Genomic DNA, 21,275 nt, shown 5'->3' on the forward strand with positions numbered 1-21,275 from the left:
CTGCTCATTGCACTTCCTCCAAACCTATCAACGACGCCAACCGCTCCGGATCACCGCGCAGATCCGGGCTCGCGCCCTGCCAGACGATGCGCCCCCGGTCCAGCACCACGGCGCGCTCGGTCAGGTCCAGCGCCAGTTCCGCATGCTGCTCGACCAGGACGATGGACAGCGCCCCGCCTTCGCGCAACTTGCCGAAGGCATCGACCAGGGCATCGACGATCACCGGCGCCAGTCCTTCGAACGGTTCGTCCAGCAGCAACACTTTGGGGTTGCCGATCAACGCGCGGCCGATCGCCAGCATCTGCTGTTCGCCGCCCGACAACTGATAGCCCAGGTTGCGCCGCCGCTGCGCCAGCCGGGGAAACAATTCGTACACCCGCTCCAGGGTCCAGGTCCCCGCCGTGGCGGCCACGGTCAGATTCTCCTGCACGGTCAGCGACGGGAATATCTCCCGCTCCTGCGGCACCAGCCCCAGGCCCTTGCGCGCGCGCACGTGCGCCGGCCAGGCGGCGATGTCCTGGCCCACGTAGCGCACGCTGCCGCGGTGCACGGTGTTCAGGCCCAGCAGGGTGGTCAGCAGCGTGGTCTTGCCCACGCCGTTGCGGCCCAGCAGCGCCAGCGCCTCGCCGGCGTCCACGTGCAGCGACACGTCCTCCAGCACCACGGTCTCGCCATAACCGGCGCTCAGGTCGCGCAGTTCCAGCACTCGCTCAGTCATGATGCCCCCGCTTGCCCAGGTAGACGTCGCGCACGCGCGGATCCGTCCGGACCTCGTCCACGCCGCCCTCGAGCAGCACCGCTCCCTCGACCAGCACGGTGATGCGCCGCGCGAAGCGGAACACCAGGCTCATGTCGTGCTCGATCACCAGCACGGCCACGTCCCGCGGCAGGCGCTCCAGCAGTTCGAACAGGCGCTTGCCTTCGGTCGACGGCACGCCGGCCACCGGTTCGTCCAGCAGCAGCACCCGCGGCTTGAGCGCCAGGGCCAGCGCGATCTCGATCTGGCGGCGCTGGCCATAGGCCAGTTCGCTCACCCGCCTGCCCGCGAGGTCGAGCAACCCCAGCTCGCGCAGGCACTCCACCGCTTCCTCGACGAACACCGGACGCGCCGTCAACGGTGGCCCGATGCGGCCGTCCAGGCCGCGATGCGCCGACAGCGCCAGGCCGATGTTCTCGCCCACGGTCAGGTGGTTGAACAGCGAATTGATCTGAAAGGTGCGCGCCAGCCCCAGCTTGACGCGCTTTTCGGCCGGCATGTCGGTGACGTCCCGCCCTTCCAGCAGGACCTTGCCGGCATTGGGCCGGATCACGCCGGTGATCTGGTGCACCAGCGTGCTCTTGCCCGCGCCGTTGGGGCCGATCAGCGCATGCCGCGCGCCCGCCTCCAGCGTGAGGTTCACGTCGCGGGTCACGCTCAGCGCGCCGTACTGCTTGCACAGGCCCACGAGTTGCAGCGGAGGGGCGCTCATTGCGTGCCCTCCCTGCTCGTCCACCGCGCCAGGCAACCCGACAATCCGGTGGGCGCGAAGCGCACGACGACGATCAGCAGCACGCCCAGTGCCGCCAGCCAGTTGGTCGGGTCCAGCGCCGCCGCGCGGTCTGCCAGCAGCATGAAGACGATGGCCCCCAGGAAGGCGCCGTACAGCCGGCCCGTGCCGCCCAGCGCCAGCATGACCAGCACGTTGGCGGACATGGTGAAACCCAGGCTGTCGAGCCCGACGATGTTGTTGACCTGGGCCGACAGCGCGCCCGCCGCCCCGCCCAGCGCGGCCGAGATGGCGTACAGCGTCAAGAGGCGCCGGCGCACGGGCACTCCCAGCAGCGCCATGCGCGTGGGGTTCTCCCGCACACCCTGCGCCGTCAGGCCCAGCGGCGAGCTGACCAGGAACTTGCAGAAGGCATAGACCAGCACCAGCACGGCCAAGGCGTACCAGTAGGCGGTGCGGCCTTCGATGTCGAACTGGAACAGGCCCAGCACCGGGGCCACCGAGTAGCCGGTCAGGCCGTCATCGCCCATGGTGAGCGGCTTGGCCACGTTGGCCAGCTCCAGCAGCAGTGTCGCGCAGACCAGGGTCAGCATGATCTGGGTCAGGCCCGCGGTGCGCAGCACGGCCAGGCCGGACAGCAACCCGACCACGGCGGCCGCCGCCATGCCCACGAACAGGCCCGAGATCGGCTCGGGCGACACGTGCATGGCGTACAGGCCCGCGGCATAGGCGCCGGTGCCGAAGAAGGCCGCGTGGCCCAGGGTCTCGATCCCGCCATAGCCCTGCGCGATGTCCAGCGACAGCGCGAACACGATCATGATCAGCACGGCGGTGGCCAGGGCCAGGTACAGGTCGGCCAGGAAGAAAGTCGCGACCGCCGCGCCCAGCAGCACCAGGTCCAGCAGGTTGTAGCGGTGGCGCGAGAACGCGCGCGCGACGGATGAGTTCAGGGAAGGAGTCGTCATGATCAGTTCGCCACGAGGCCACGGGGACGCACCAGCAGGATCGCCAGCACGGCCAGGTAGATCACGAAAGCGCCCAGGGCGGGCAGGTAGTAGCGGCCCAGCGTGTCGATCAGGCCCAGCAGCAGGGCCGCGTACAGCGATCCGCGCAGGCTGCCCAGGCCGCCCACGGCCACCACAATCAGCACGATGACCAGGTACTTCAGGCCATAGTAGGGCTCCAGCGGCAGCATGGGGCTGCCCAGCGCGCCGCCCAGCGCCGCCAGCCCACAGCCGATGGCGAAGGTGGCCGAGAACACCGCCGGCACGTTGATGCCCACGCAGCGCGCCATGCGCTGGTTGTCGACCGCGGCGCGCAGGCGCGCGCCGAAGGCCGTGCGCTCGATGCCCAGCCACAGCGCGAGCGCGACGGCCGCGCTGGCGCCGATCAGGAAGGCCCGGTAGACCGACAGCGTGAGCGGCCCCACGCTGAAATTGCCCTGCAGCGAGGAAGGCAGCGGCAGGGACTGCAACTGCGTGCCGGCCAGGTTCTTGACGATGGCCGTGATGATGAAGGTCAGGCCGATGGTCATCAGCAACTGGCCCAGTCCGTGGGTGCCGTAGACCCAGCGGTACAGCGTGCGTTCCAGTACCGCGCCGATGGCCATGGTGACCACGACCGCCAGCGGCACCGCCAGGAAGAAATGCACGCCCGCGCGCTGGATGAACCAGAGCGCGATATAGCCCCCGATCATGGCGAAGGCCGAGTGAGTCAGGTTGACCACGCGCATCACGCCCAGCGTGATGGTCAGGCCGACCGAGATGAGAAACAGCATCATGCCGTAGGCGATACCGTCCACGGCAAGACTGAGGAAAGTGGCGAGCGTCGAAGTCATGCGTCATCCGGCGCGAGGAAGGGAGGGGGCGGACACGGCGCCAGGGCCGCGTCCGCGCGGGGAGTCTGTTACTTGTTGATCTCGTGCCAGGGATCTTTCACGGCCGGATAGGTGTGGAACACCTTGTTGCCGAGCTTGCCGTCGATCTTCTCGACCTTGCGCATGTAGACGTTCTGGACGATCTCGCGGGTACGCGGGTCGATGCTGACCGGGCCGCGCGGGCTGTCCCACTTGTAGCCCTTGATGGCGGCCATGGCCTTGTCGCCGTCCTTCACGCCGTTGGTGGCGCGCACCATCTGCTCGATCAGCCGCATGCCATCGTAGGCCGCCACCGATGCGACGCTGGGCAGCTCATCCTTGCCGTACTTGGCCTTGTAGGCGGTCACGAACTCCTTGTTCAGGGGCGTATCCAGGTAAGGCGAATAGTGCAGCGCCGAGGTCAGGCCCAGCGCGGCGTCGCCGATGGGCGCGATGTCCTCTTCCTGCGCCTCGTTGGTCACCAGCAGCGTGATGCCGGCCTTGTCCAGCTCGCGCTCCTTGAAGCTGCGGATCATGCCGGCCGACATGGGGCCCACGGGCATGAACATGAACACGGCCTGCGGCTTGAGGTCGCGCACGCGTTGCAGGTAGCTGGAGAAATCGGTGGTGCCCATGGGCACCTTGATCTCGCCGACGATCTTGCCGCCCAGCTTGGTGAAGGTCTGGCCGAAGGCTTCCAGCGCGTCGTGGCCCGGCGCATAGTCCGCCGCCAGGACCACGGCATTCTTCATGCCCTGGTCATAGGCCCACTGCACCAGCGGGATGCTGACCGTCCACTGCGTGAACCCGGCCCGCACGTAGTACTGCGACTTGTCGGTCACGCTGGACGTGCCCGAGTTCAGGATGACGTAGGGCGTCTTGGTCTGGTTGATGACATCGGCGGCGCCCAGCACCGTGGGCGTGAAGACGCCGCCGATCAGGTACTGCACTTTGTCGCGCACCACCAGCTCCTGCGACAGTTGCCTCGCGCGCTGGGGGTTGGAGCCGGCCTCGTCGCGCGACAGCACCGTGATGGTGTGCTCGCCGAACTTGCCGCCACGCTGGGCCAGGTACAGGTCGACGCCGCGCTGGTACTCCCGGCCCCACCAGGTGTAGGCGCCCGAGAACTGGCTCAACAGGCCGACCTTGATTTCCGCCGCGGCGGCCGTTCCCGCCGCCGCCACGGCCGCGGCCGCGCACAGCAGCCCCGCCACGCGTTTCGCGATTCGCATAGTCTCTCTCCTTGGCGCGCTGCGCCCTTTGTCGGTGGTGTTGCGATGTAATGGGTATAGCCAGGGCACAGCGGATCCGGCTCCGCCGGTCCGTCAGTGCCGCCCCCTGGGGGGCGCGCGAAGCGCGTACGGGGGGCTTCCCCTGGGGGTGCTTTACCTAGCGTCGGGGACCAGCCTCGTCTTCATGAATTCCTCGAAGGACTCGCCCCGCATGATGGCGTAGATCTCGAGGTTGGTCTTCTTGACGACCCGGCCGAACTTCTCGAGCACGAAGAAGTTGACACCGTGCTGTATCAAGCCGAGCCAGTCGCGCGCCCGCACCAGGGCTTTTTCCTCTTCCGTCAGCCCGGCGGCATCCATCGTGCCTTCCTCGTCGGCGACGAAGCGCTCGCGCCAGTCGGCGCCTATCATGTTCCAGAAGAAGCGGTTGATCTTCAGCGTACGGTTGCTGACGCGCAGGTCGAACGCGTAGGTGCCGGGAATCTGCTCGATGCCTTCCAGTTGCGGATTCATCGCGTGCTCCTCAGGCCACGGCCGTGGCGGCCTGGCCGGCCTGCCGGGCGACGGGCTCGCCTTCTTCGTACAGCACCACGGTCATCGCGGTGGTGGTCGCCAGGTAGTAGTTCTGGTGCAGCTTGCGCAGCGGGCCGGTGCCCAGCGCGCCGCGCATGGCCAGCCACATGATCTGCTCCACGCTCTCGGCGCCGCCCAGGCGCACGTAGTCGGCATGCTTCATCCGCGTCAGCGCCTCGGGATCTTCTTCCAGCAGGCGCAGGAATTCCATGTCCCACTCGGTATTGTTGAAGCCGGTGCGCTCGCCATGGACCTGGTGCGACAGGCCCCCGGTGCCGACCACCACCACTTTCAGGTCCTCGGGATAGGACTCCACCGCGCGGCGCACGGCCTGGCCCAGGCGATAGCAGCGGCGCGCCGTGGGCAGCGGATATTGCAGCACGTTGATCGCGACGGGCACCACGGTGCCCGGCCAGTCGGGCTGGTGCGGCCAGAGCAGCGGCAGCGGCGACGCGCAACCGTGGTCGATGGGCTTGTCCTGGAAAACGGTGAGATCGAACTCGTCGTTCACCAGGGACTCGGCGATGTGGGCCTGGAAATCGACGTTGCCGCGGATGGCGGGCAGGTTGCGCAGGCCCGCGCCCTCGTCGGCGATGGGGAAACGTTCGCCCACCCCCAGCGCGAACGTGGGATACATGTCGAAGAAGAAGGTCGTGCAATGGTCGTTGTAGAAGAACACCAGCACGTCGGCCTGCTTTTCAGCCAGCCAGGCAGCGACCGGCTTGTAGCCGTCGAACAGCGGCGCCCAGGCCGGATCGTTCTGCTTGCCCTTGTCATAGGCGACGCCTATGGTCGGCACGTGCGAGCTGCCGATGCCGCCGATGATTCTTGCCATGGTGCGTACTCCGTCTGGAATGAAGCCGGCGCGGCCGCATCGCCGTGCGCCACCGACCCTTTTTATGCGTAGCGGAGATTATATGGGATCCCGAAATAAAGCAATAAAGGGTTTTTTCGGGGTTAGTCGCCCGTTTTGGATCCAATACGGGATCCCAAATGGGTCTTATACTTGCACCCACCTCGCCAGCCGCGAGGCAGGCACATCATCACTCAGGGAGCAGGCATGCAGCAGACCACGACCATGCTGCATATTCGTGAAATGATCCTCCGGGGCGAACTCGCGCCGGGTGAACGGGTACGGGAAGCCGATCTGGCCGAACGGCTGGGCACGTCGCGCACGCCCGTGCGCCAGGCCCTGCCCGCGCTCGCCCAGGAAGGCCTGCTGGTACCTTCCGGCGCGCGCGGCTTCGCGGTCCGCGCCTTTTCCGCCCGCGAAAGCACGGAGGCCCTGCACGTGCGCGCCGCGCTGGAGGGGCTGGCGGCGCGCGCGCTGGCCACCAACGGCGCCAGCGCCGAGCTGCTGGCCGAACTCAAGGACTGCCTGGCCCAGGGCGACCGCATCTTCACCGACCGCAGGCTGTCGGACGACGACGAGATCCGGTACGCGGAAATGAATGCGCGCTTCCATACGCTGATCCTGGAAGGCGCCGACATGCCCTTGCTGGCCAGCCTGGTCAGCCGCTGCAACATCGTGCCGTTCACCGACCCGCTCACGCTGGCGTTCGATACACAGAGCCGGGACATGATGTTCAACTTCCTGTTCTACGCCCACCGGCAGCATCACGCCATCGTCACGGCCATAGAAAGCGGGCAGCCCGACCGGGCCGAGAACCTGTTCCGCGAGCATGCCTATACCCAGGTCCAGAGCCAGGGGGCGGACTTCGAAAAAGAAGCCGGGCTGACCTCGGCCGCCGAAGGGCGGCGCGGCCGCCAGGGTCCGAGATTGATGTAGGGCGACGGGCGGCGGCGCCTCAGGCGTGCGCGTAGACCGCCAGCACGCCGCCCACGGCGAAGAGCGCCATGACGGCGCGCCGCACCATGGGCTCGAGCATCCGGCGCTCCACCCATCGGTGAAAGAGAGCGCCTCCGGCCAGGCTGACGAGCAGCGCCAACCCCATGCCGAGCATATTGGCCGCGGCCTGTTCGGGATACAGGCGGAACACCAGCGCGCTGACCACCAGGCACAGCGGAAAATGCACCAGGAACACCGAATAGGAAATCCGCGCGAGCCGGCTGACGAAGCCCGGCACCGATACGCTCTCCAGCCAGCCCGCCTGGCGGGCCCCTCCCAGCAGCAGCATGATGGCCGTCGCCACCACGATGCGTTCGCGGAAATCCGCCGCCAGCGCCACGGCCACCACCCCCGCCATGGCCAGCAGCCACAGCCCGCCCCTGGCCCGGCCGGTCAGCCAGTAGGCGCAGCATCCCAGGCCGTAGTAGGCGAAAAAGTAGAGCGCGGTCTCGTCCCAATAGGGATTGCGATTGAAGATGAACAACGATGCCACCGTCAGGCCGCCTATCGCCCCCGCCCCCAGCCACCCCCAGGCCGGACGCCGCAGGCTGATCCAGCGCGATAGCCACAGCACCAGCGCCATGACGCTGAACAACTGGAAATCGATGCCCACGTACCAGACCCCCGCAGACAGCGATTCCTGGCGCAGCAGGCCGTTGCTCAGCAGCACGTGGGCGGCCAGTTGCTGCGCCGTGGGCGAGGCCGGGATGGAATCGTGCTGCATGCAGGCGCGCGCCAGCGCCGCGCAACCCATGGCCACGACCAGCGCCGCCAGGAACGGCACGGCCAGCCTGACATAGCGCTGCCTGATCACCGCCAGGGGCTGCTCCAGCCGCGACACGCCCGCCGGAGCGAGGGCGCGGGCGGCCAGGAATCCCGACACCACGAAGAACGCCATGACGGCCATCCTGCCGTAGTGCTGCAACGCATCCAGCACACGCGGCATGAGCGGATGGGCGACCTCCGACATGGGCCCGTAAAAGGCCAGGTGATGCAGCACGATGGACAGGCAGGCAACGGCCTTGATCGCATCGATCAGGGGCATGCGGGAAGAAGTGGAGGACATGGCCAGGTGTGTGGCGAACCGGCGTTCGACGCGACGCGTTTGTTCGGGGGTGGCGCGTATCTTAGCGCCGGACGGCCCGGCCGGCCTGGGGAAACGGCCTTTTTACAACACTCTTCGGCGCGGCCCCTCACACACGGTCCGCGAGGAGTGACCACACCAATAGTACTATTATTAGAACGTTTCCAGCGGCCCCTGCCTAGAATGGGTGGCAGCTCATCCGGTGCGAGCGCATCGATGCAGCATTCCTCGTTCTTTTCAGGAGGCCAGGGCCATGCTCGAATTCGTCGAGACGCTCCATTGGGGCGCCGTCTTCCAGATCATCCTGATCGACATCCTGCTGGGCGGCGACAATGCCATCGTCATCGCCCTCGCCTGCCGCAACCTGCCTTCCGGCCAACGAATCAAGGGCATTCTCTGGGGGACCGCCGGCGCCATCCTGCTCCGCGTGCTGCTGATCGCTTTCGCCCTGGCGCTGCTGAGCATGCCTTTCCTGAAGATCGTGGGCTGTGCCCTGTTGATATGGATAGGGATCAAGCTGCTCGCCCAGGACCAGGACGGGCACGGCGACATCGACGGCGGCACGTCTGTCTTCGCCGCCATCAGGACCATCATCATCGCCGACTTCGCCATGAGCCTGGACAACATCATCGCCATCGCCGGCGCGGCCGAGAACGCCCATCTCGGGCATCAGCTGTATTACGTGATCTTCGGCCTGTGCGTCAGCGTGCCCATCATCGTGTGGGGCAGCACGCTGGTATTGAAACTGATAGACCGCTTCCCCGCGATCGTCATGCTGGGCGCGGGCATGCTGGGATGGATCGCCGGCGGCATGCTGATCAGCGATACCTTCGTCGTCGAACACCTGGGCGAACCCGGCCCCGTGGTCGAACTGACGGTGGAGATCATCGCCGCCCTGTCGGTCATCGCCGTGGGCAAGTGGCTGGCCATGCACCGGCGGCATCAGCCTTCCATTGGCTAGTGTGCCGTCCCGATCAGCCGCAGCCAGCGTACGGCCCTACAGGTGGAAATCCCCCGCGGCTTCCGGTTGGTACAGCACTTTCTCGATGCTGATACAGCGGGTCCGGTCCGAAATCCGCCAGTCGATGGTATCGCCTTCCTGGTAGCCCAGGATCGCCGCGCCGAAGTCGGAGCACACCGACAGTTTCCCGGCGCTGCCATCGGCGTCCTGAGGGTAGACCAGGGAGACTTCCACTTCCTGGTCGCCCAGATGCAGCAAGGCCCGGGAGTTCATCGTGACGACATTGCGCGCCACCTGACGCGGATCGACGACGATGGCGCGCTCGATCTCGTGCTCGAGGTCGACGACAGCCGGGCCCTCTTCGAGCGCAATCAGGCTGCCGAGCCGGGCCTTGTCGATTTCAGTGATGTAGATGTCGGAGGAATCACCCACGGCGTTTTCGCGCAGCAGCTGGAGATAGCGCTCGGACGTCATGGAAAAGGACTTGATCGTCGGCGTTTCGCTTTCAAGCAGGAAACCACAGCGCAGGAAGGCTTTCAGCGAGCGCGCGTTGTCCGGATGAACCTTGGCGATGAGCTTCTCGGCCCTCATCTCGAGAAAGGCGAGCTTCATGCCTTCGTGGATGGCGCTGGCGCCGAGCTTGCGGCCCCAGTTGTCGCGGTTGCCGATGACCAGGACGATCTCGCAGTTCGAACCCGTCTTGACGAGACGCACGAACCCCACCGGCACGTCATGCCGGTCGTAGGCCATGAAGAACCGGCCGCCCTGGTTGAACAGATGGGTCAGGATCGGCAACTGGACCCGGCCGACGACCTGTTCGATGAACCGGGAGACATGACGCGAATCGCTCAGATAGCGGATGACACGCTCGTCTTCCAGCCAGTCCATCAGAGTGAGTGCGTCTGTCCGAGTGATCTCTGGACACAGCGAAATGAAAGGCTTGCTCATCGTCTTCACCATGTATGGTTGCGAAAATGAAAGCCCTTCATGGCCACGGCCATGACGGTTCTTTCGACAGAGTGCTCATTCCAAGAGCCGCGGCTGGCACTCGACACGCGGTAGGTGTCGATTTCGTGCGCGGGCGCGCCAAAAAGAAAAACGCCCTAGGCCGCCGGAGCGCCTAAGGCATTGTTTCCTTACTGAATTCTGGTGGGCTGTGAGTGGCTCGAACACTCGACCTACGGATTAAGAGTCCGCTGCTCTACCAACTGAGCTAACAGCCCTGCAAAGAAGAAAGATTATATCGACTTTTTTTGACTTGTGCGAATCAGGATCTTCGCCCCGCCGCCGCCGCGGTCAACTTTCGCTGCAACTCCCTGGCCAGGAGGACGACGCGGCTGGGTAGAATCGCTGTATCCCCCCTTCCGACCGCCCCCATGCAGACACGACGCCCAAGCCCCTGGACCGCCCTCGCCTTGCTAGGCCTGGCCCTCTGGATGCCGCCGCCCGCCAACGCCGCCGAGGCGCCCGCACCTGCCGTGACGCCGGCCGAGGCGCGCCACGTCCTGGACCTGCTGCGCGACGATGCCCGGCGGGCGGAGCTGGAACAAACGCTCGGCGTCATCGCCGAGGCGGTGGAACAGCAGGCGCCCCCCCAGACAGCCGAACCCGCCGCGCCCGAGGTGCCCGTCGCGCTGGAAAAAGACGGATTGATCGCCCAGGCCTTCACGCAGGCGGGCAAGTGGGTGGACTCGGCGCTGGGCGAGTTGCGGCTGACCGGCGCCACGCTGCTGTCGCTGCGTTCGGCGGGCGCGTGGTGGCAGTATTACCTCGGTACGCCGGAAGCCCGCGCGGCCACCCTCCAGGGCTTGGGCACGATCCTGCTGATCCTGGCGGCGGCGCTGGGTGTGGAAGCCGGGATCGGGCTGCTGCTGCGCCGCCCGCGCGCGAGGCTGCTGGCCTACGCGGAACGGCGGCACACCCCGGACACCGTCCCGCCCTCCGCGCCGGACCCCGACACGGAAACGCCCGCCGAGCCCGACCAGCATTTGCGCATCGTGCGCCGGCTGCCCGCCGCGCTGGTCCGCGCCGTCCTGTCCCTGGTGCCCCTGGCGGGCTTCCTGGCCGTGGCGACGGTATTGATGACGCTGTTCGGCGCCCCGACCGCCGGCTTCTATCCGTTCATCCTGCCGCTGATCGGCGCCTATCTCGCCATGCGCCTGACGATGACCGCGCTGCGGCTGTTGACCTCGCCGTCCGCCGCCTGCCTGCGCCTGTCCCGGCTGGGCGACGAATCGGCGCGCTACCTGGATACGTGGCTGCGGCGCGTGGTGGCGGTCGGCGCCTTCGGCGTGGCCGCGACCGAGATCGCCTATCTGCTGGGGGCCGGCGACGACGCGCGCAATGCGCTGTCCAAGCTGGTCGGCCTGGCGGTGCACACGATGCTGATCGTCATGGTGGTCCAGCGGCGGCGCCAGGTCTCGCACTGGATACGCGGGCAGGAACGCGAAGGACTGCGGGCGGTGCTGGCCAATGTCTGGGCGCCCACCGCCATCGTGGTCATCGCCGGGCTCTGGGTGGTGTGGGCGCTGGGCACGGCCAGCGGGCTGTCGCAACTGCTGCACTACGTCTGGCGCACGGCGCTGGTCATGCTGGCGGCCACCGTGCTCAGCATGATCCTGCTGGGAGCGCTGGACCGGGCCTTCTACAGCGACACTCCCGCCGCCGGCGACGGCCAGCCGGGCCGGCGGCCCTACCAGACGCTGGCGCAGCGCGTGGTGATGATCCTGGTCTTCGCCGCCACCGCCATCGCGCTGCTGGAGGTCTGGGGCGTGCATGCGCTGGACTGGTTCGAGACCGGCACGGTGGGCCGCAGGCTGGTCTCGGCCACCGCCACCATCGCGGTGTCCTGCATCCTGGCGCTGGCCGCCTGGGAAGCCGCCAATCTGTCGATCAACCGGCGCATGGAACGCTGGACCCGGGCCGGCGACCTCGCCCGCGCCACGCGGCTGCGCACGCTGGTCCCCATCCTGCGCACGACGCTGTTCATCGTGATCGCGCTGATCGTGCTGTTCACCGCGCTCAATGAACTGGGCATCAACATCGCGCCGCTGCTGGCCGGCGCCAGCATCATCGGCGTGGCCATCGGTTTCGGCTCGCAGAAACTCGTGCAGGATTTCATCACCGGCATCTTCCTGCTGATGGAGAACGCGATGCAGGTGGGCGACTCGGTGACGCTGGCGGGCGTGTCCGGCACGGTCGAGTACCTGTCCATACGGACGGTCAGGCTGCGCGCGGGAGACGGATCCCTGCACGTGGTCCCGTTCAGCGCGGTGGGGACCGTCTCGAACAGCAACCGCGGCATCGGCAACGCGTCCGTCCGGGTCAGCGTGAGCGCCGATTCGGACCTGGACGAGGTCATCGCCGCGATCCGCAACGTGGGCGAGGAAATGCGCAACGATCCCAACCTGGGGCCGCTGATGCTGGCGGACCTGGACTTGTGGGGCGTGGACCAGGTGGACGGCGCCTCGGTCACGCTGGCGGGACAGATCCGGACGCTGGATCGCGGCAGGACTGCCGTGCAGCGCGGTTTCAACCAGCGCATCTATCGCCGTTTCAGGCAATTGGGAATACAGTTCGCGAATCCGCAGGCCAGTTTCGTCCGCCGTCTGGACGGCGACGAGCCACGGACCGCGGCACCGCGACCGGCGGCGGACGGTGCCGCGGGGGCCTGAGGCCCGGGCACGACTCTTGCCGCTGAACCAGGCACGCGACAACTTGCGGGAGCATGGCATGAAGACAGGACCCAAGCACCGTCCCGGGAAGGATCCGAAGGACAAGGCCACGCAGTCCGGCGAAGGACTGCCGACCTACCAGGAACTGCTGGACGACTCGCTGGAGGACACCTTCCCGGCAAGCGATCCGATCTCGCCCGGGGCCGCCGCCCACGCGGACAAGGCAATCAGCACCGGCAAGGACGACAAGGACTGGAAGCTCAAGCCCAGCCACCCCAGGAAATAGCGGGCCGCGCGCGGCCCGGACTACCCCGGTGACGAAGCGGGGCCGCAGCGTCGCGCCAGGCTCTGTATCAATCCCACCAGTTGCGGAAACTCCACCGGCTTGGCCAGGTAGACCTGGAAGCCGGCCGCCAGCGCGCCGATACGGTCCTCGCACCGGCTGGCCGAGGTCAGCGCGACCGCGGGAGTCGGCACGGGAAAACGGTCCGGCGCGGCGCGTTCGAGTTCGCGGATACGGGCAAGCGTGTCGCTGCCATCCATGCCGGGTAGCGTCATGTCGCTGACGATGACATGGGGGAGTTGGCCCGGCTCCGTCCGGCGCAGGTGCTCCAGGGCCGACGCGCCGGAGTCGCACGCGACCACGGCGCCCCCCGACTGCCGCAGGGATTCGGCCAGCGCGCCGCGGGCCTCGGCATGCTCTTCGACCAGCAGGATGCGCACGTCGCCCAGGGTGCCGGCGGGCGTCCCGTCCGCCTCGCGCCGTTCGGGAGGCGCGGGTGCTCCGCCTTCGCCGGCCAGCGGCAGATAGATCGAGAAGACCGCCCCCTGCCCCTCGCCCGCGCTCTGGGCGGCCACCCTGCCGCCCTGCAGTTCGGCCAGGTGGCGCACCAGCGTCAACCCCAGTCCCAGGCCGTCCGGACGGCGGGCGCGAAAGGCATCGAACTGGCGGAAAGGATCGAACAGATAGGGCATGACGTCGGCCGCGATACCCTTGCCGGTATCCCCGACAGCGATCCGCGCGTCGGTCTGTACCGCCTCGACCCGCACCGAGACCTGGCCGTCCTCCCGGCTGAACTTGATGGCGTTGGTCAACAGATGCCCCACCATCTGCTCGATGCGTTCGGCGCTGCCCCATACCAGGATCTCGCCGGGCGGCAACTCGGCCCGCAGCCGCACGTTGCGCCCGGCCGCCTTGGGAGCGGCGCCGGCGATCGCGCGCTCGACGATGGGCGCCAGCGCCTCCAGCGTCATCGACAACCGGAGGCGCCCCGTCATCGCATGCGTGGCATCGAGCAGTTCGTCGATCAGCCTGACCTGCTGCTGCACGCCCGTGCGGATGCCCGCCAGGGCCCGCGCGACCGTGGGCACGCCGGCATCCACCCGGCTCTCCAGCACATGCGCCCAGCTCTGGATACCGTTGAGCGGAGAGCGCAATTCGTGGGAAACCATGGACAGGAACTGGTCGCGTATTCCGACGGCCGTCTCCGCCTGCGTCCGGGCTGCCTGTTCGCGCAACAGCAACGTATCGAGCTCCACTTGGCCGCGCACCCAGGCGGTGGCGTCGGTGGTCGACGCCACCGCGCGCCGGCCGTCGCGGTCGGCCACGACACGGACGCGGAAGTGGTGCGTGGAAGATCCGGTGTCGATGCGGTAGTCGAAAACCTGCGGCGTGCCCGTGGCCAGCGCGTCGGCCACGGCCTGTTCATGCGCCGACGCGATATAGGGCGCCACGCCCAGCTCCCGAGCGGTCTTGCCGGGAAAGACGGCCGGTTCGATGCCGAACAGCTCGCCGGCCGCCCGATTCGCGTACAGATAGCGCAACGACGCATCGTAGGCCACGCAAGCCTGGGGAAGCAGGTCCAGCAATTGCCGCCCGTCGATGCCGTCGTCGGCCGCCAGGCTGGCCGCGGCGGCCTCGCGCAAAGGCAGGCAGGTACCGCTGAAGCCCACGAACTGCCGATTGGCCTCCAGGCTGGGATGGGCCCGCGTATGCGCGTCCAGTTGCCGGCCATCGGCGGCGATCAGCCCATGGACCATGTCGAAAGAAACGCCCTCGGCGGCCCCCTGGGCGACGGCCGCCCCGACCCGGTCACGCTGGTCGGCCGGCACACGGTCCAGCCAGCCCCACCCCAGGGCCGCGTCGGCGGACTGCCCCGTCAGCCGGGTCCAGGCGGGATTCACGTACAGCCATTCACCCGTCGTCGCGGCTGCCCAGAGCACGCCGGGCGCGTGCTCCGCCAACCGGCGATAGGAGGAATCGGGCGGCCCGGCCGCCCGCGAGGCGCGTCTTGCAACCATGTTCACCGGCGAGAAAGGAGCTGCGTGTCCATCGGCTTGCCTGCCCTCCGCAATCAAAGCGACCATTCCCCCTCGCAGTCCTCTTCCCCGCCATCCGGGGGATCGACGAAGAAGGTGGCGAGAAAGGCCCCCAGCGAAACCAGGAACAAGGCAATGGCGATGTGCGCGGCACTGGCCGCGAAGTCGCTGATTCCCACAACGGCGGCCAGCAAGGGAATCACGAAAAAGATAGTAGCCCAGCGCAACATGATTCTTCTCCTTGGCTTTCCCGGAAAACTGCACGGCACCGCGCGGGTGACGTGCAGGTTCCGTACCATGCCCGGTGTCGCGGCCGGAAAACCGCCGGCGCAGAGAGGACGCGAGCCCGTCCTTATAAGATTTGCATGGCCCCTGTCTCAGCCCAAGGTAAGAATTACATGTAAATCTTGCAAGCAGGCGACCGGCTGCCGTCCTCCGCTACAAGTTCTACACTGAAGGCTGACCCGGGAGCCCCTCATGGACCTGTCCGACCTTGCCGCGGTGCTGGCGCGCCGCTATGACGACGAACTGATTCCCCTCTTGGCCGACTACGTGCGCATCCCCGCCAAGTCGCCCATGTTCGATGCCAGCTGGGCCAAGCACGGTCATCTGGCCGCGGTCGTGGACGCGGCGGCGAAGTGGGCGCGCGCTCAGCCGGTCACCGGGCTGAAGGTCGAGATCGTCGCCATCCCGGGCCGCACCCCCTGCCTGTATTTCGAGGCGCCTGCCACCCAGGGCCTGGGCGGCGACCGCACCGTGCTGTTCTACGGCCATCTGGACAAGCAGCCCGAGATGACCGGCTGGCGCGCGGACCTGGGCCCGTGGACACCGAAGATCGAGGACGGCAAGCTGTACGGACGCGGCAGCGCGGACGACGGCTACGCCATCTACGCCGCCCTCGCGGCGCTGGCCGCGATGGACGCCCAGGACATCCCCCGCCCCCGCTGCGTGGGGCTGATCGAGACCTGCGAGGAAAGCGGCAGCTACGACCTGCCGGCCTACCTGGACCTGCTCGCCCCCCGCATCGGGCCGCCTACGCTGGTCGTGGGACTGGACTCGGGCTGCGGCAACTACGAGCAATTGTGGGTGACCACCTCGCTGCGCGGGCTGACCGGCGGCGTGCTGACGGTGGAAATCCTGGACGAAGGCGTCCATTCGGGCATGGCCAGCGGCCTGGTGCCGTCCTCGTTCCGGATCGCGCGCCAGTTGCTCAACCGGATCGACGATCCGGCCACCGGGCGCGTGCTGTTGCCGGAGCTCCATGCCGGCATCCCGGACGAACGCCTGGCCCAGGCCCACACGGCGGGCGCCATCCTGGGCGACCAGGTGTGGAAACAATTTCCGTGGGTGGGATGCTCGCACGGCGCCGACGGCCATGCCCACGCCCAGCCCACCACCACCGACCCGGTCGAAGGCATCCTGAACCGCACCTGGCGGCCGGCCCTGTCCGTGACCGGCGCGGCCGGCCTGCCGTCCATCGACGCCGCCGGCAACGTGCTGCGCCCCAAGACCTCGCTCAAGCTCAGCATGCGCCTGCCGCCCACGGTGGACGCCGAACGGGCCACGCATGCGATGAAAGCGGCGCTGGAAAAGGATCCGCCCTATCAGGCCCGGGTCAGGTTCGAGAGCGAGGGCGGCGCCGGCGGCTGGAACGCGCCGCCGACCGCCCCCTGGCTCGCCCGCGCGCTGGGCGCGGCGTCGCAGTCGGCGTTCGGGCAAGGCACGGCGTGGATAGGCGAAGGCGGCACCATTCCCTTCATGGGCATGCTGGGCGAGAAATTCCCCGAGGCCCAGTTCCTGATCACCGGCGTGCTGGGCCCCCGGTCCAACGCCCACGGGCCCAACGAGTTCCTGCACATTCCCTACGTGAAGAAGCTGACCGCGGCCGTGGCCCACGTCATCGCGCAGGTTCGCTAGGGCCTGCCCGTACCGGGTCCCGCGCGCGCAGCAGCCAGGTGGCGCAGAACAGCGCGGGAATCACCAGCAGCCCGTATGCCCAGGCATAACCCGGCTGGCCGGCCCGGCCCGTCAGCGACGCCACGTAGCTGAACAAGGGCTGGCCCACGAGTACCCCGAAATAGGTGAACAGCAGTGTCCCGCCCGTGGCCACGCCGGCCTGCCCCGCCGGCGCGCGCCGGGCGACCTCGGCCAGGAACACGCCGTTCCAGCCGATCGCCGAGGCGCCGAACAACACCGCGACGGCGGCCACCAGCATCCACGGCGTGGAAGGCTGCAGGAAGGCGGTGGCGACGCAGCTTGCCGCCATCGTCAGGGCCAATCCGCCCAGGACCTTGCGCGGCGGCGCCCAGCGATCGGCCGCGATGCCCCACAGGATCCGACCGGCCACGCCCGCGACCTGCGACAAGGACAGGATGACGCCCGCCGCGATCAGCGTCCATCCCAGCGACAGGTTCAGGTAGGTCACCAGGTAGGCCGTGATCGCCAACTGGATGAACGAGAACAACAGCGAGCACACCGCCATGAGGCGCAGCGCGGGCGTGCGCCAGACCAGTCCGACCGGCCGCGCCAGGTCCTGCCAGCGCCACGGGGCGGCGGGCTCGCCCGGCACGTCCAGGCTGCGCCGCACGCTTTGCGCGACCAACATGCACAGCAGGCAGGCCACCGCGCACCCCCCCAGCGCCCAGCGCCAGCCCAACACGTGCTCGATCTGCGGACTGGCCAGCGCGGCCAGCACCCCGCCCAGCGGCACGCCGGTCTGCTTGACCGAGAACACCAGGGACATGCGATGGGCAGGCGTGCTGCGCATCAGCAGATACGAACTGGAGGGCGTGATGGGACCATACCCGGCACCGATGACCAGCGCCCCCAAGCCCGCCAGCACGGGACCGCCGCTGCACAGGAGCCCCATGCCCAGGCCGCACAACAGCAGCGCCGCCTGGCTGCAGCGCACCGCCCCCAGCCGATTGACCAGGGTGCCGCCGATCACGCTGGTGAACATCGCGCCCAGGTAGACCAGGGCCATGTAGAAACCGATGGCGCTGGAAGGCAGGCCGAGTTCGCGCGTGGCCACCGGGGCGACCACGGCCGGCGCGATGGTGGCGGCCGAGGCCAGCGACTGGATCGCGAGCGTGACGGCCAGTACCCACGCCGTGGAAGGCTGGCGCGGGCTAGGCGTCATCCATGGCCCGCACGATGTGCTCCAGGACCTTGATCCGGGCAGTGCGCTTGTCGTCATCGGCGACGACGACCCAGGGCGCGTGCGCGGAGTCCGTGCGCGCGATCATCTCGCGCGCGGCCGACATGTAGTCGTCCCACTTGCGCCGGTTGCGCCAGTCGTCCGGCGTGAGCTTGAAACTCTTGAAGGGGGAATCGCGGCGCTCCTTGAAGCGGCGCAGTTGTTCCTCGCGCGAGACCGACAGCCAGAACTTCAGCACCACCGCCCCGCCACGGCGCAACTGGTCCTCGAAGTCGTTGATCTCGTCGTAGGCGCGCCGCCAGGTGGCGGGCGGGATCAGCGACTCGACCCGCTCGACCAGCACCCGGCCATACCAGGAGCGGTCGAAAATGCATACCCTGCCATGCAGCGGCAGGTGCCGCCAGAACCGCCACAGATAGGGATGGGCCAGTTCGTCGTCGCTGGGCGCGGAGATCGGCACGATGCCGAAGTCCCGCACGTCCAGCGCGTGCGAGACGCGCCGGATCGCGCCGCCCTTGCCGGCGGCGTCCACCCCCTCGAACACCAGCACCAGCGAGCGCTTGCGGAAGCGCTTGGCGCGGACCTGCTCCGACAAACGGGCCTGCCAGCCGGCCAGTTGCCGTTCATAGTCGACCTCGTCCAGCTTGCCGCCGCCAGGCATGGGCTCCAGTACCGCCTTGGACCGGCCGCCATGGCGCACGACCTGCAACGGCGGCCGGCGCGGCGCACGCGGCAGCGGTTCGCGCATCGCCTGCAAGACGGCCGAAGCCGTCTCGACGGCGCGCAGCCGGTCGTCCGCACCCGGCACCACCCGCCACGGCGTATAGGTGGCGTCCGTGGCACCCAGCACGATCTCGCCCGCCGCGCGCAGGCGATCGAATTTCTTGCGGACCTTCAAGTCGGCCTCGGACACCCGCCAGGCCGTCGCGGGATCCGCCAGTTGCGCGTCGATACGGGCGATCTGCGCCCCCCGCGACAAGTGATACCAGAGCTTGAGCATCCGCACCCGCTCGCTGGCCAGCATGGCCTCGAAGCGCAGGATCTCGGCCGCCATCGCCTCGATGCGGTCCATGTCCGGCTTCTTGCGCGCCGCTTCCTTGAAGAGAGGCGCATACCAGGAGCCGAAGACGATGCCGGTCTGCCCCAGCGCGGGCAGCGCATTCCAATAACGCCACATGGCGGGCCGCTGGGCCTCGTCCACGCTGGGAGCACCGAAGGCCAGGGTCCGGATGTGGCGCGGGTCCATCCACTCGTTGAGCAGGTTGATCGCGGATCCCTTGCCCGCGCCGTCGACCCCCGCCACCACGATCAGCACGGCGCGGTCGCGCTGTTTCAGGAGTTCGTACTGCTGCTGGAGCAGTTCCGTCCTGAGCACGAGTTCGCGCCGCTCATACTCCTTCTCGTCCATGGACGGGTCCCGCTCGGCTCGTTCGAACACGAAAAGCTCCCTGGTTCTGGTACCGCGTATCCTTTACCACAGTCGCTTGCAGGGACACAAGCCGGTGCGCGAAAGGCTTCTGCTAACCTGGGCTCATCCAGGCCCGCAGGCCGGGCAGGCAAGGAGATGGCCATGCATACCCGTGTTGAAAAGGACACCTTCGGTCCGATCGACGTTCCCGCCGATCACCTGTGGGGTGCCCAGACCCAGCGATCGCTGCAGTTCTTCGCGATCTCCCACGAGAAGATGCCCCAGCCGCTGATCACGGCCCTGGCCCAGGTCAAGCGCGCCGCCGCCCGCGTCAACACCGGCCTGGGCCTGCTCGACGGCCGGACCGCGCATGCCATCGAAGCCGCCGCCGACGAGATCATCGCCGGGCGCTGGCCGGACGAATTCCCCCTTAGCGTCTGGCAGACCGGCTCCGGCACCCAGACCAACATGAACGTCAACGAGGTGCTCGCCAATCGCGCCTCGGAACTGCTCGGCGGCGAACGGGGCGAGGCGCGATTGGTCCATCCCAACGACCACGTCAACCGCGGCCAGTCCTCCAACGACGTATTCCCCACGGCCATGCACGTGGCGGCGGCGCTGCAGATCCACGCCCGCCTGCTGCCCGCCCTGGCACGCCTGCGCAAGACGCTGGGCGACAAGGCGCGAGCCTATGCCGGCATCGTCAAGATCGGCCGCACCCACTTGCAGGACGCCACGCCCCTGACCCTGGGGCAGGAATTGTCCGGCCACGAAGCCCAGCTCCTGCTGGCCGAGGAACAGATCCGCCACGCCCAGCGCGGCCTGCTGCAGCTGGCCATAGGCGGCACCGCGGTCGGCACCGGCCTGAACACCCCTCCGGAATTCGGCGCGAAAGTGGCCGCCGAGCTGGCCCGGGAAACCGGCCTGCCCTTCGAATCGGCGCCCAACAAGTTCCAGGCGCTGGCCTCGCACGAGGGCCTGCTGTTCTCCCATGGCGCCCTGAAGACCCTGGCCGCCGGCCTGATCAAGCTGGCCAACGACGTGCGCTGGCTCGCCAGCGGCCCGCGCTCGGGACTGGGCGAGATCAGCATCCCCGAGAACGAACCCGGCAGCTCCATCATGCCCGGCAAGGTCAACCCGACCCAGTCCGAGGCCTTGACCATGCTGGGCGCCCAGGTCCTGGGCAACGACGTCGCCATCAACATCGGCGGCGCCAGCGGCAACTTCGAGCTGAATGTCTTCAAGCCCATGCTGATCCACAACTTCCTGCAATCGGTGCGCCTGCTGGCCGACGGCATGGAAAGCTTCGAGAAGAACTGCGTGGCCGGCCTGGAACCCAACCGCGACCGCATCGCAGAACTGGTGGAGCGCTCGCTGATGCTGGTCACCGCGCTCAATCCCCACATCGGCTACGACAAGGCCGCGCAGATCGCCAAGAAGGCGCACAAGGAAAACCTGTCGCTACGCGAATCCGCGCTGGCCCTGGGCTATGTGACGAACGAGCAGTTCGACCAGTGGGTCATCCCAAGAAACATGGTCTAGAGGGAAAACGTCCCCTAGGAAAGCCCCCCCCTACGCCCTTCGGGCGCCCCCCAGGGGGCGAAACCGGCGGACTGGCGGAGCCAGATCCGCGGTTTCCGGGGTCTAGGGAAGCTATCTTGGACTGAAGCACGGTT

At 68.0% G+C, this 21,275-nt stretch carries 19 protein-coding genes and 1 tRNA gene; 6 read left to right on the forward strand and 14 right to left on the reverse strand.

What is annotated here, in order from left to right; all coding sequences use genetic code 11:
- Nucleotides 1-4: 4 nt before the first annotated feature.
- The 7 genes from AC1Q6E_RS09290 to AC1Q6E_RS09320 form a co-directional block, all read right to left on the reverse strand.
- Nucleotides 5-718, reverse strand: a complete 714-nt coding sequence (locus AC1Q6E_RS09290; protein WP_296556736.1) for an ABC transporter ATP-binding protein — start codon at nt 716-718, stop codon at nt 5-7.
- Nucleotides 711-1,469 carry an ABC transporter ATP-binding protein gene (locus AC1Q6E_RS09295; protein ID WP_492572605.1) on the reverse strand — a complete coding sequence of 253 codons (759 nt, stop codon included), beginning with the start codon at nt 1,467-1,469 and terminating at the stop codon, nt 711-713. Before AC1Q6E_RS09295 ends, AC1Q6E_RS09290 begins: the two co-directional genes overlap by 8 nt.
- Nucleotides 1,466-2,452: a branched-chain amino acid ABC transporter permease gene (locus AC1Q6E_RS09300; RefSeq protein WP_152798587.1), complete on the reverse strand. Its 987-nt coding sequence runs from the start codon at nt 2,450-2,452 to the stop codon at nt 1,466-1,468. The genes AC1Q6E_RS09295 and AC1Q6E_RS09300 overlap by 4 nt, the downstream gene beginning before the upstream one ends.
- Nucleotides 2,453-2,454: 2 nt before the next feature.
- Nucleotides 2,455-3,324, reverse strand: coding sequence for a branched-chain amino acid ABC transporter permease (locus tag AC1Q6E_RS09305; RefSeq protein ID WP_152798585.1), 870 nt, complete (start codon nt 3,322-3,324; stop codon nt 2,455-2,457).
- Nucleotides 3,325-3,392: 68 nt separating this feature from the next.
- Nucleotides 3,393-4,574, reverse strand: coding sequence for an ABC transporter substrate-binding protein (locus AC1Q6E_RS09310; RefSeq protein ID WP_296556734.1), 1,182 nt, complete (start codon nt 4,572-4,574; stop codon nt 3,393-3,395).
- A 153-nt stretch (nt 4,575-4,727) separates the two neighbouring features.
- A complete protein-coding gene (locus AC1Q6E_RS09315; protein ID WP_152798581.1) occupies nt 4,728-5,087 on the reverse strand; it encodes a protocatechuate 3,4-dioxygenase in 360 nt (119 codons plus the stop codon).
- 10 nt (nt 5,088-5,097) lie between these two features.
- The gene (locus AC1Q6E_RS09320; RefSeq protein WP_152798579.1) at nt 5,098-5,982 is read right to left on the reverse strand and encodes a gallate dioxygenase; all 885 of its coding nucleotides are present in this window, start codon (nt 5,980-5,982) and stop codon (nt 5,098-5,100) included.
- 225 nt (nt 5,983-6,207) lie between these two features.
- Between AC1Q6E_RS09320 and AC1Q6E_RS09325 the strand changes: the two genes are divergently transcribed.
- The gene (locus AC1Q6E_RS09325; protein ID WP_152798577.1) at nt 6,208-6,936 is read left to right on the forward strand and encodes a GntR family transcriptional regulator; all 729 of its coding nucleotides are present in this window, start codon (nt 6,208-6,210) and stop codon (nt 6,934-6,936) included.
- Between the two features lie 19 nt (nt 6,937-6,955).
- Here the strand turns inward: AC1Q6E_RS09325 and AC1Q6E_RS09330 are convergent, their stop codons facing one another.
- On the reverse strand, nt 6,956-8,062 hold the full coding sequence (locus AC1Q6E_RS09330; protein ID WP_492572606.1) for an acyltransferase family protein: 1,107 nt from the start codon (nt 8,060-8,062) through the stop codon (nt 6,956-6,958).
- Nucleotides 8,063-8,333: 271 nt separating this feature from the next.
- Between AC1Q6E_RS09330 and AC1Q6E_RS09335 the strand changes: the two genes are divergently transcribed.
- The gene (locus AC1Q6E_RS09335) at nt 8,334-9,041 is read left to right on the forward strand and encodes a TerC family protein (protein WP_152798573.1); all 708 of its coding nucleotides are present in this window, start codon (nt 8,334-8,336) and stop codon (nt 9,039-9,041) included.
- A 36-nt stretch (nt 9,042-9,077) separates the two neighbouring features.
- Here the strand turns inward: AC1Q6E_RS09335 and AC1Q6E_RS09340 are convergent, their stop codons facing one another.
- Entirely contained in the window at nt 9,078-9,989 is a 912-nt protein-coding gene (locus AC1Q6E_RS09340; protein ID WP_492572607.1) for a bifunctional GNAT family N-acetyltransferase/nucleoside diphosphate kinase regulator, read from the reverse strand.
- Nucleotides 9,990-10,188: 199 nt separating this feature from the next.
- Nucleotides 10,189-10,264: transfer RNA gene (locus AC1Q6E_RS09345), tRNA-Lys, on the reverse strand.
- Nucleotides 10,265-10,417: 153 nt separating this feature from the next.
- Between AC1Q6E_RS09345 and AC1Q6E_RS09350 the strand changes: the two genes are divergently transcribed.
- Nucleotides 10,418-12,715 carry a mechanosensitive ion channel domain-containing protein gene (locus AC1Q6E_RS09350; protein WP_152798569.1) on the forward strand — a complete coding sequence of 766 codons (2,298 nt, stop codon included), beginning with the start codon at nt 10,418-10,420 and terminating at the stop codon, nt 12,713-12,715.
- 58 nt (nt 12,716-12,773) lie between these two features.
- The gene (locus AC1Q6E_RS09355) at nt 12,774-13,001 is read left to right on the forward strand and encodes a hypothetical protein (RefSeq protein ID WP_152798568.1); all 228 of its coding nucleotides are present in this window, start codon (nt 12,774-12,776) and stop codon (nt 12,999-13,001) included.
- 20 nt (nt 13,002-13,021) lie between these two features.
- On the opposite strand, the gene AC1Q6E_RS09360 is transcribed toward AC1Q6E_RS09355, so the two are convergent.
- Together AC1Q6E_RS09360 and AC1Q6E_RS09365 are read right to left on the reverse strand one after the other, a co-directional pair.
- Nucleotides 13,022-15,016 (reverse strand): hybrid sensor histidine kinase/response regulator, encoded by a 1,995-nt coding sequence (locus AC1Q6E_RS09360; protein WP_492572608.1) that lies wholly within the window; start codon nt 15,014-15,016, stop codon nt 13,022-13,024.
- A gap of 53 nt (nt 15,017-15,069) precedes the next feature.
- The gene (locus tag AC1Q6E_RS09365) at nt 15,070-15,264 is read right to left on the reverse strand and encodes a DUF1328 domain-containing protein (protein WP_152798563.1); all 195 of its coding nucleotides are present in this window, start codon (nt 15,262-15,264) and stop codon (nt 15,070-15,072) included.
- A gap of 247 nt (nt 15,265-15,511) precedes the next feature.
- Here AC1Q6E_RS09365 and AC1Q6E_RS09370 point away from each other — a divergent pair, with 247 nt between their 5' ends.
- A complete protein-coding gene (locus AC1Q6E_RS09370; RefSeq protein WP_492572609.1) occupies nt 15,512-16,951 on the forward strand; it encodes a M20/M25/M40 family metallo-hydrolase in 1,440 nt (479 codons plus the stop codon).
- Here AC1Q6E_RS09370 and AC1Q6E_RS09375 read toward each other — a convergent pair.
- Nucleotides 16,932-18,173 carry an MFS transporter gene (locus AC1Q6E_RS09375; RefSeq protein ID WP_492572610.1) on the reverse strand — a complete coding sequence of 414 codons (1,242 nt, stop codon included), beginning with the start codon at nt 18,171-18,173 and terminating at the stop codon, nt 16,932-16,934. The two genes, AC1Q6E_RS09370 and AC1Q6E_RS09375, sit on opposite strands and share 20 nt — an antisense overlap.
- A complete protein-coding gene (gene pap / locus AC1Q6E_RS09380) occupies nt 18,163-19,629 on the reverse strand; it encodes a polyphosphate:AMP phosphotransferase (protein ID WP_492572611.1) in 1,467 nt (488 codons plus the stop codon). Before pap ends, AC1Q6E_RS09375 begins: the two co-directional genes overlap by 11 nt.
- Before the next feature lie 132 nt (nt 19,630-19,761).
- On the opposite strand from pap, the gene fumC reads away from it, so the two are divergent.
- Nucleotides 19,762-21,141 (forward strand): class II fumarate hydratase, encoded by a 1,380-nt coding sequence (gene fumC / locus AC1Q6E_RS09385; protein WP_492572612.1) that lies wholly within the window; start codon nt 19,762-19,764, stop codon nt 21,139-21,141.
- Nucleotides 21,142-21,275: the final 134 nt, after the last annotated feature.

It is taken from the genome of Pigmentiphaga sp. MLSB6-MA01, from assembly GCF_058793475.1.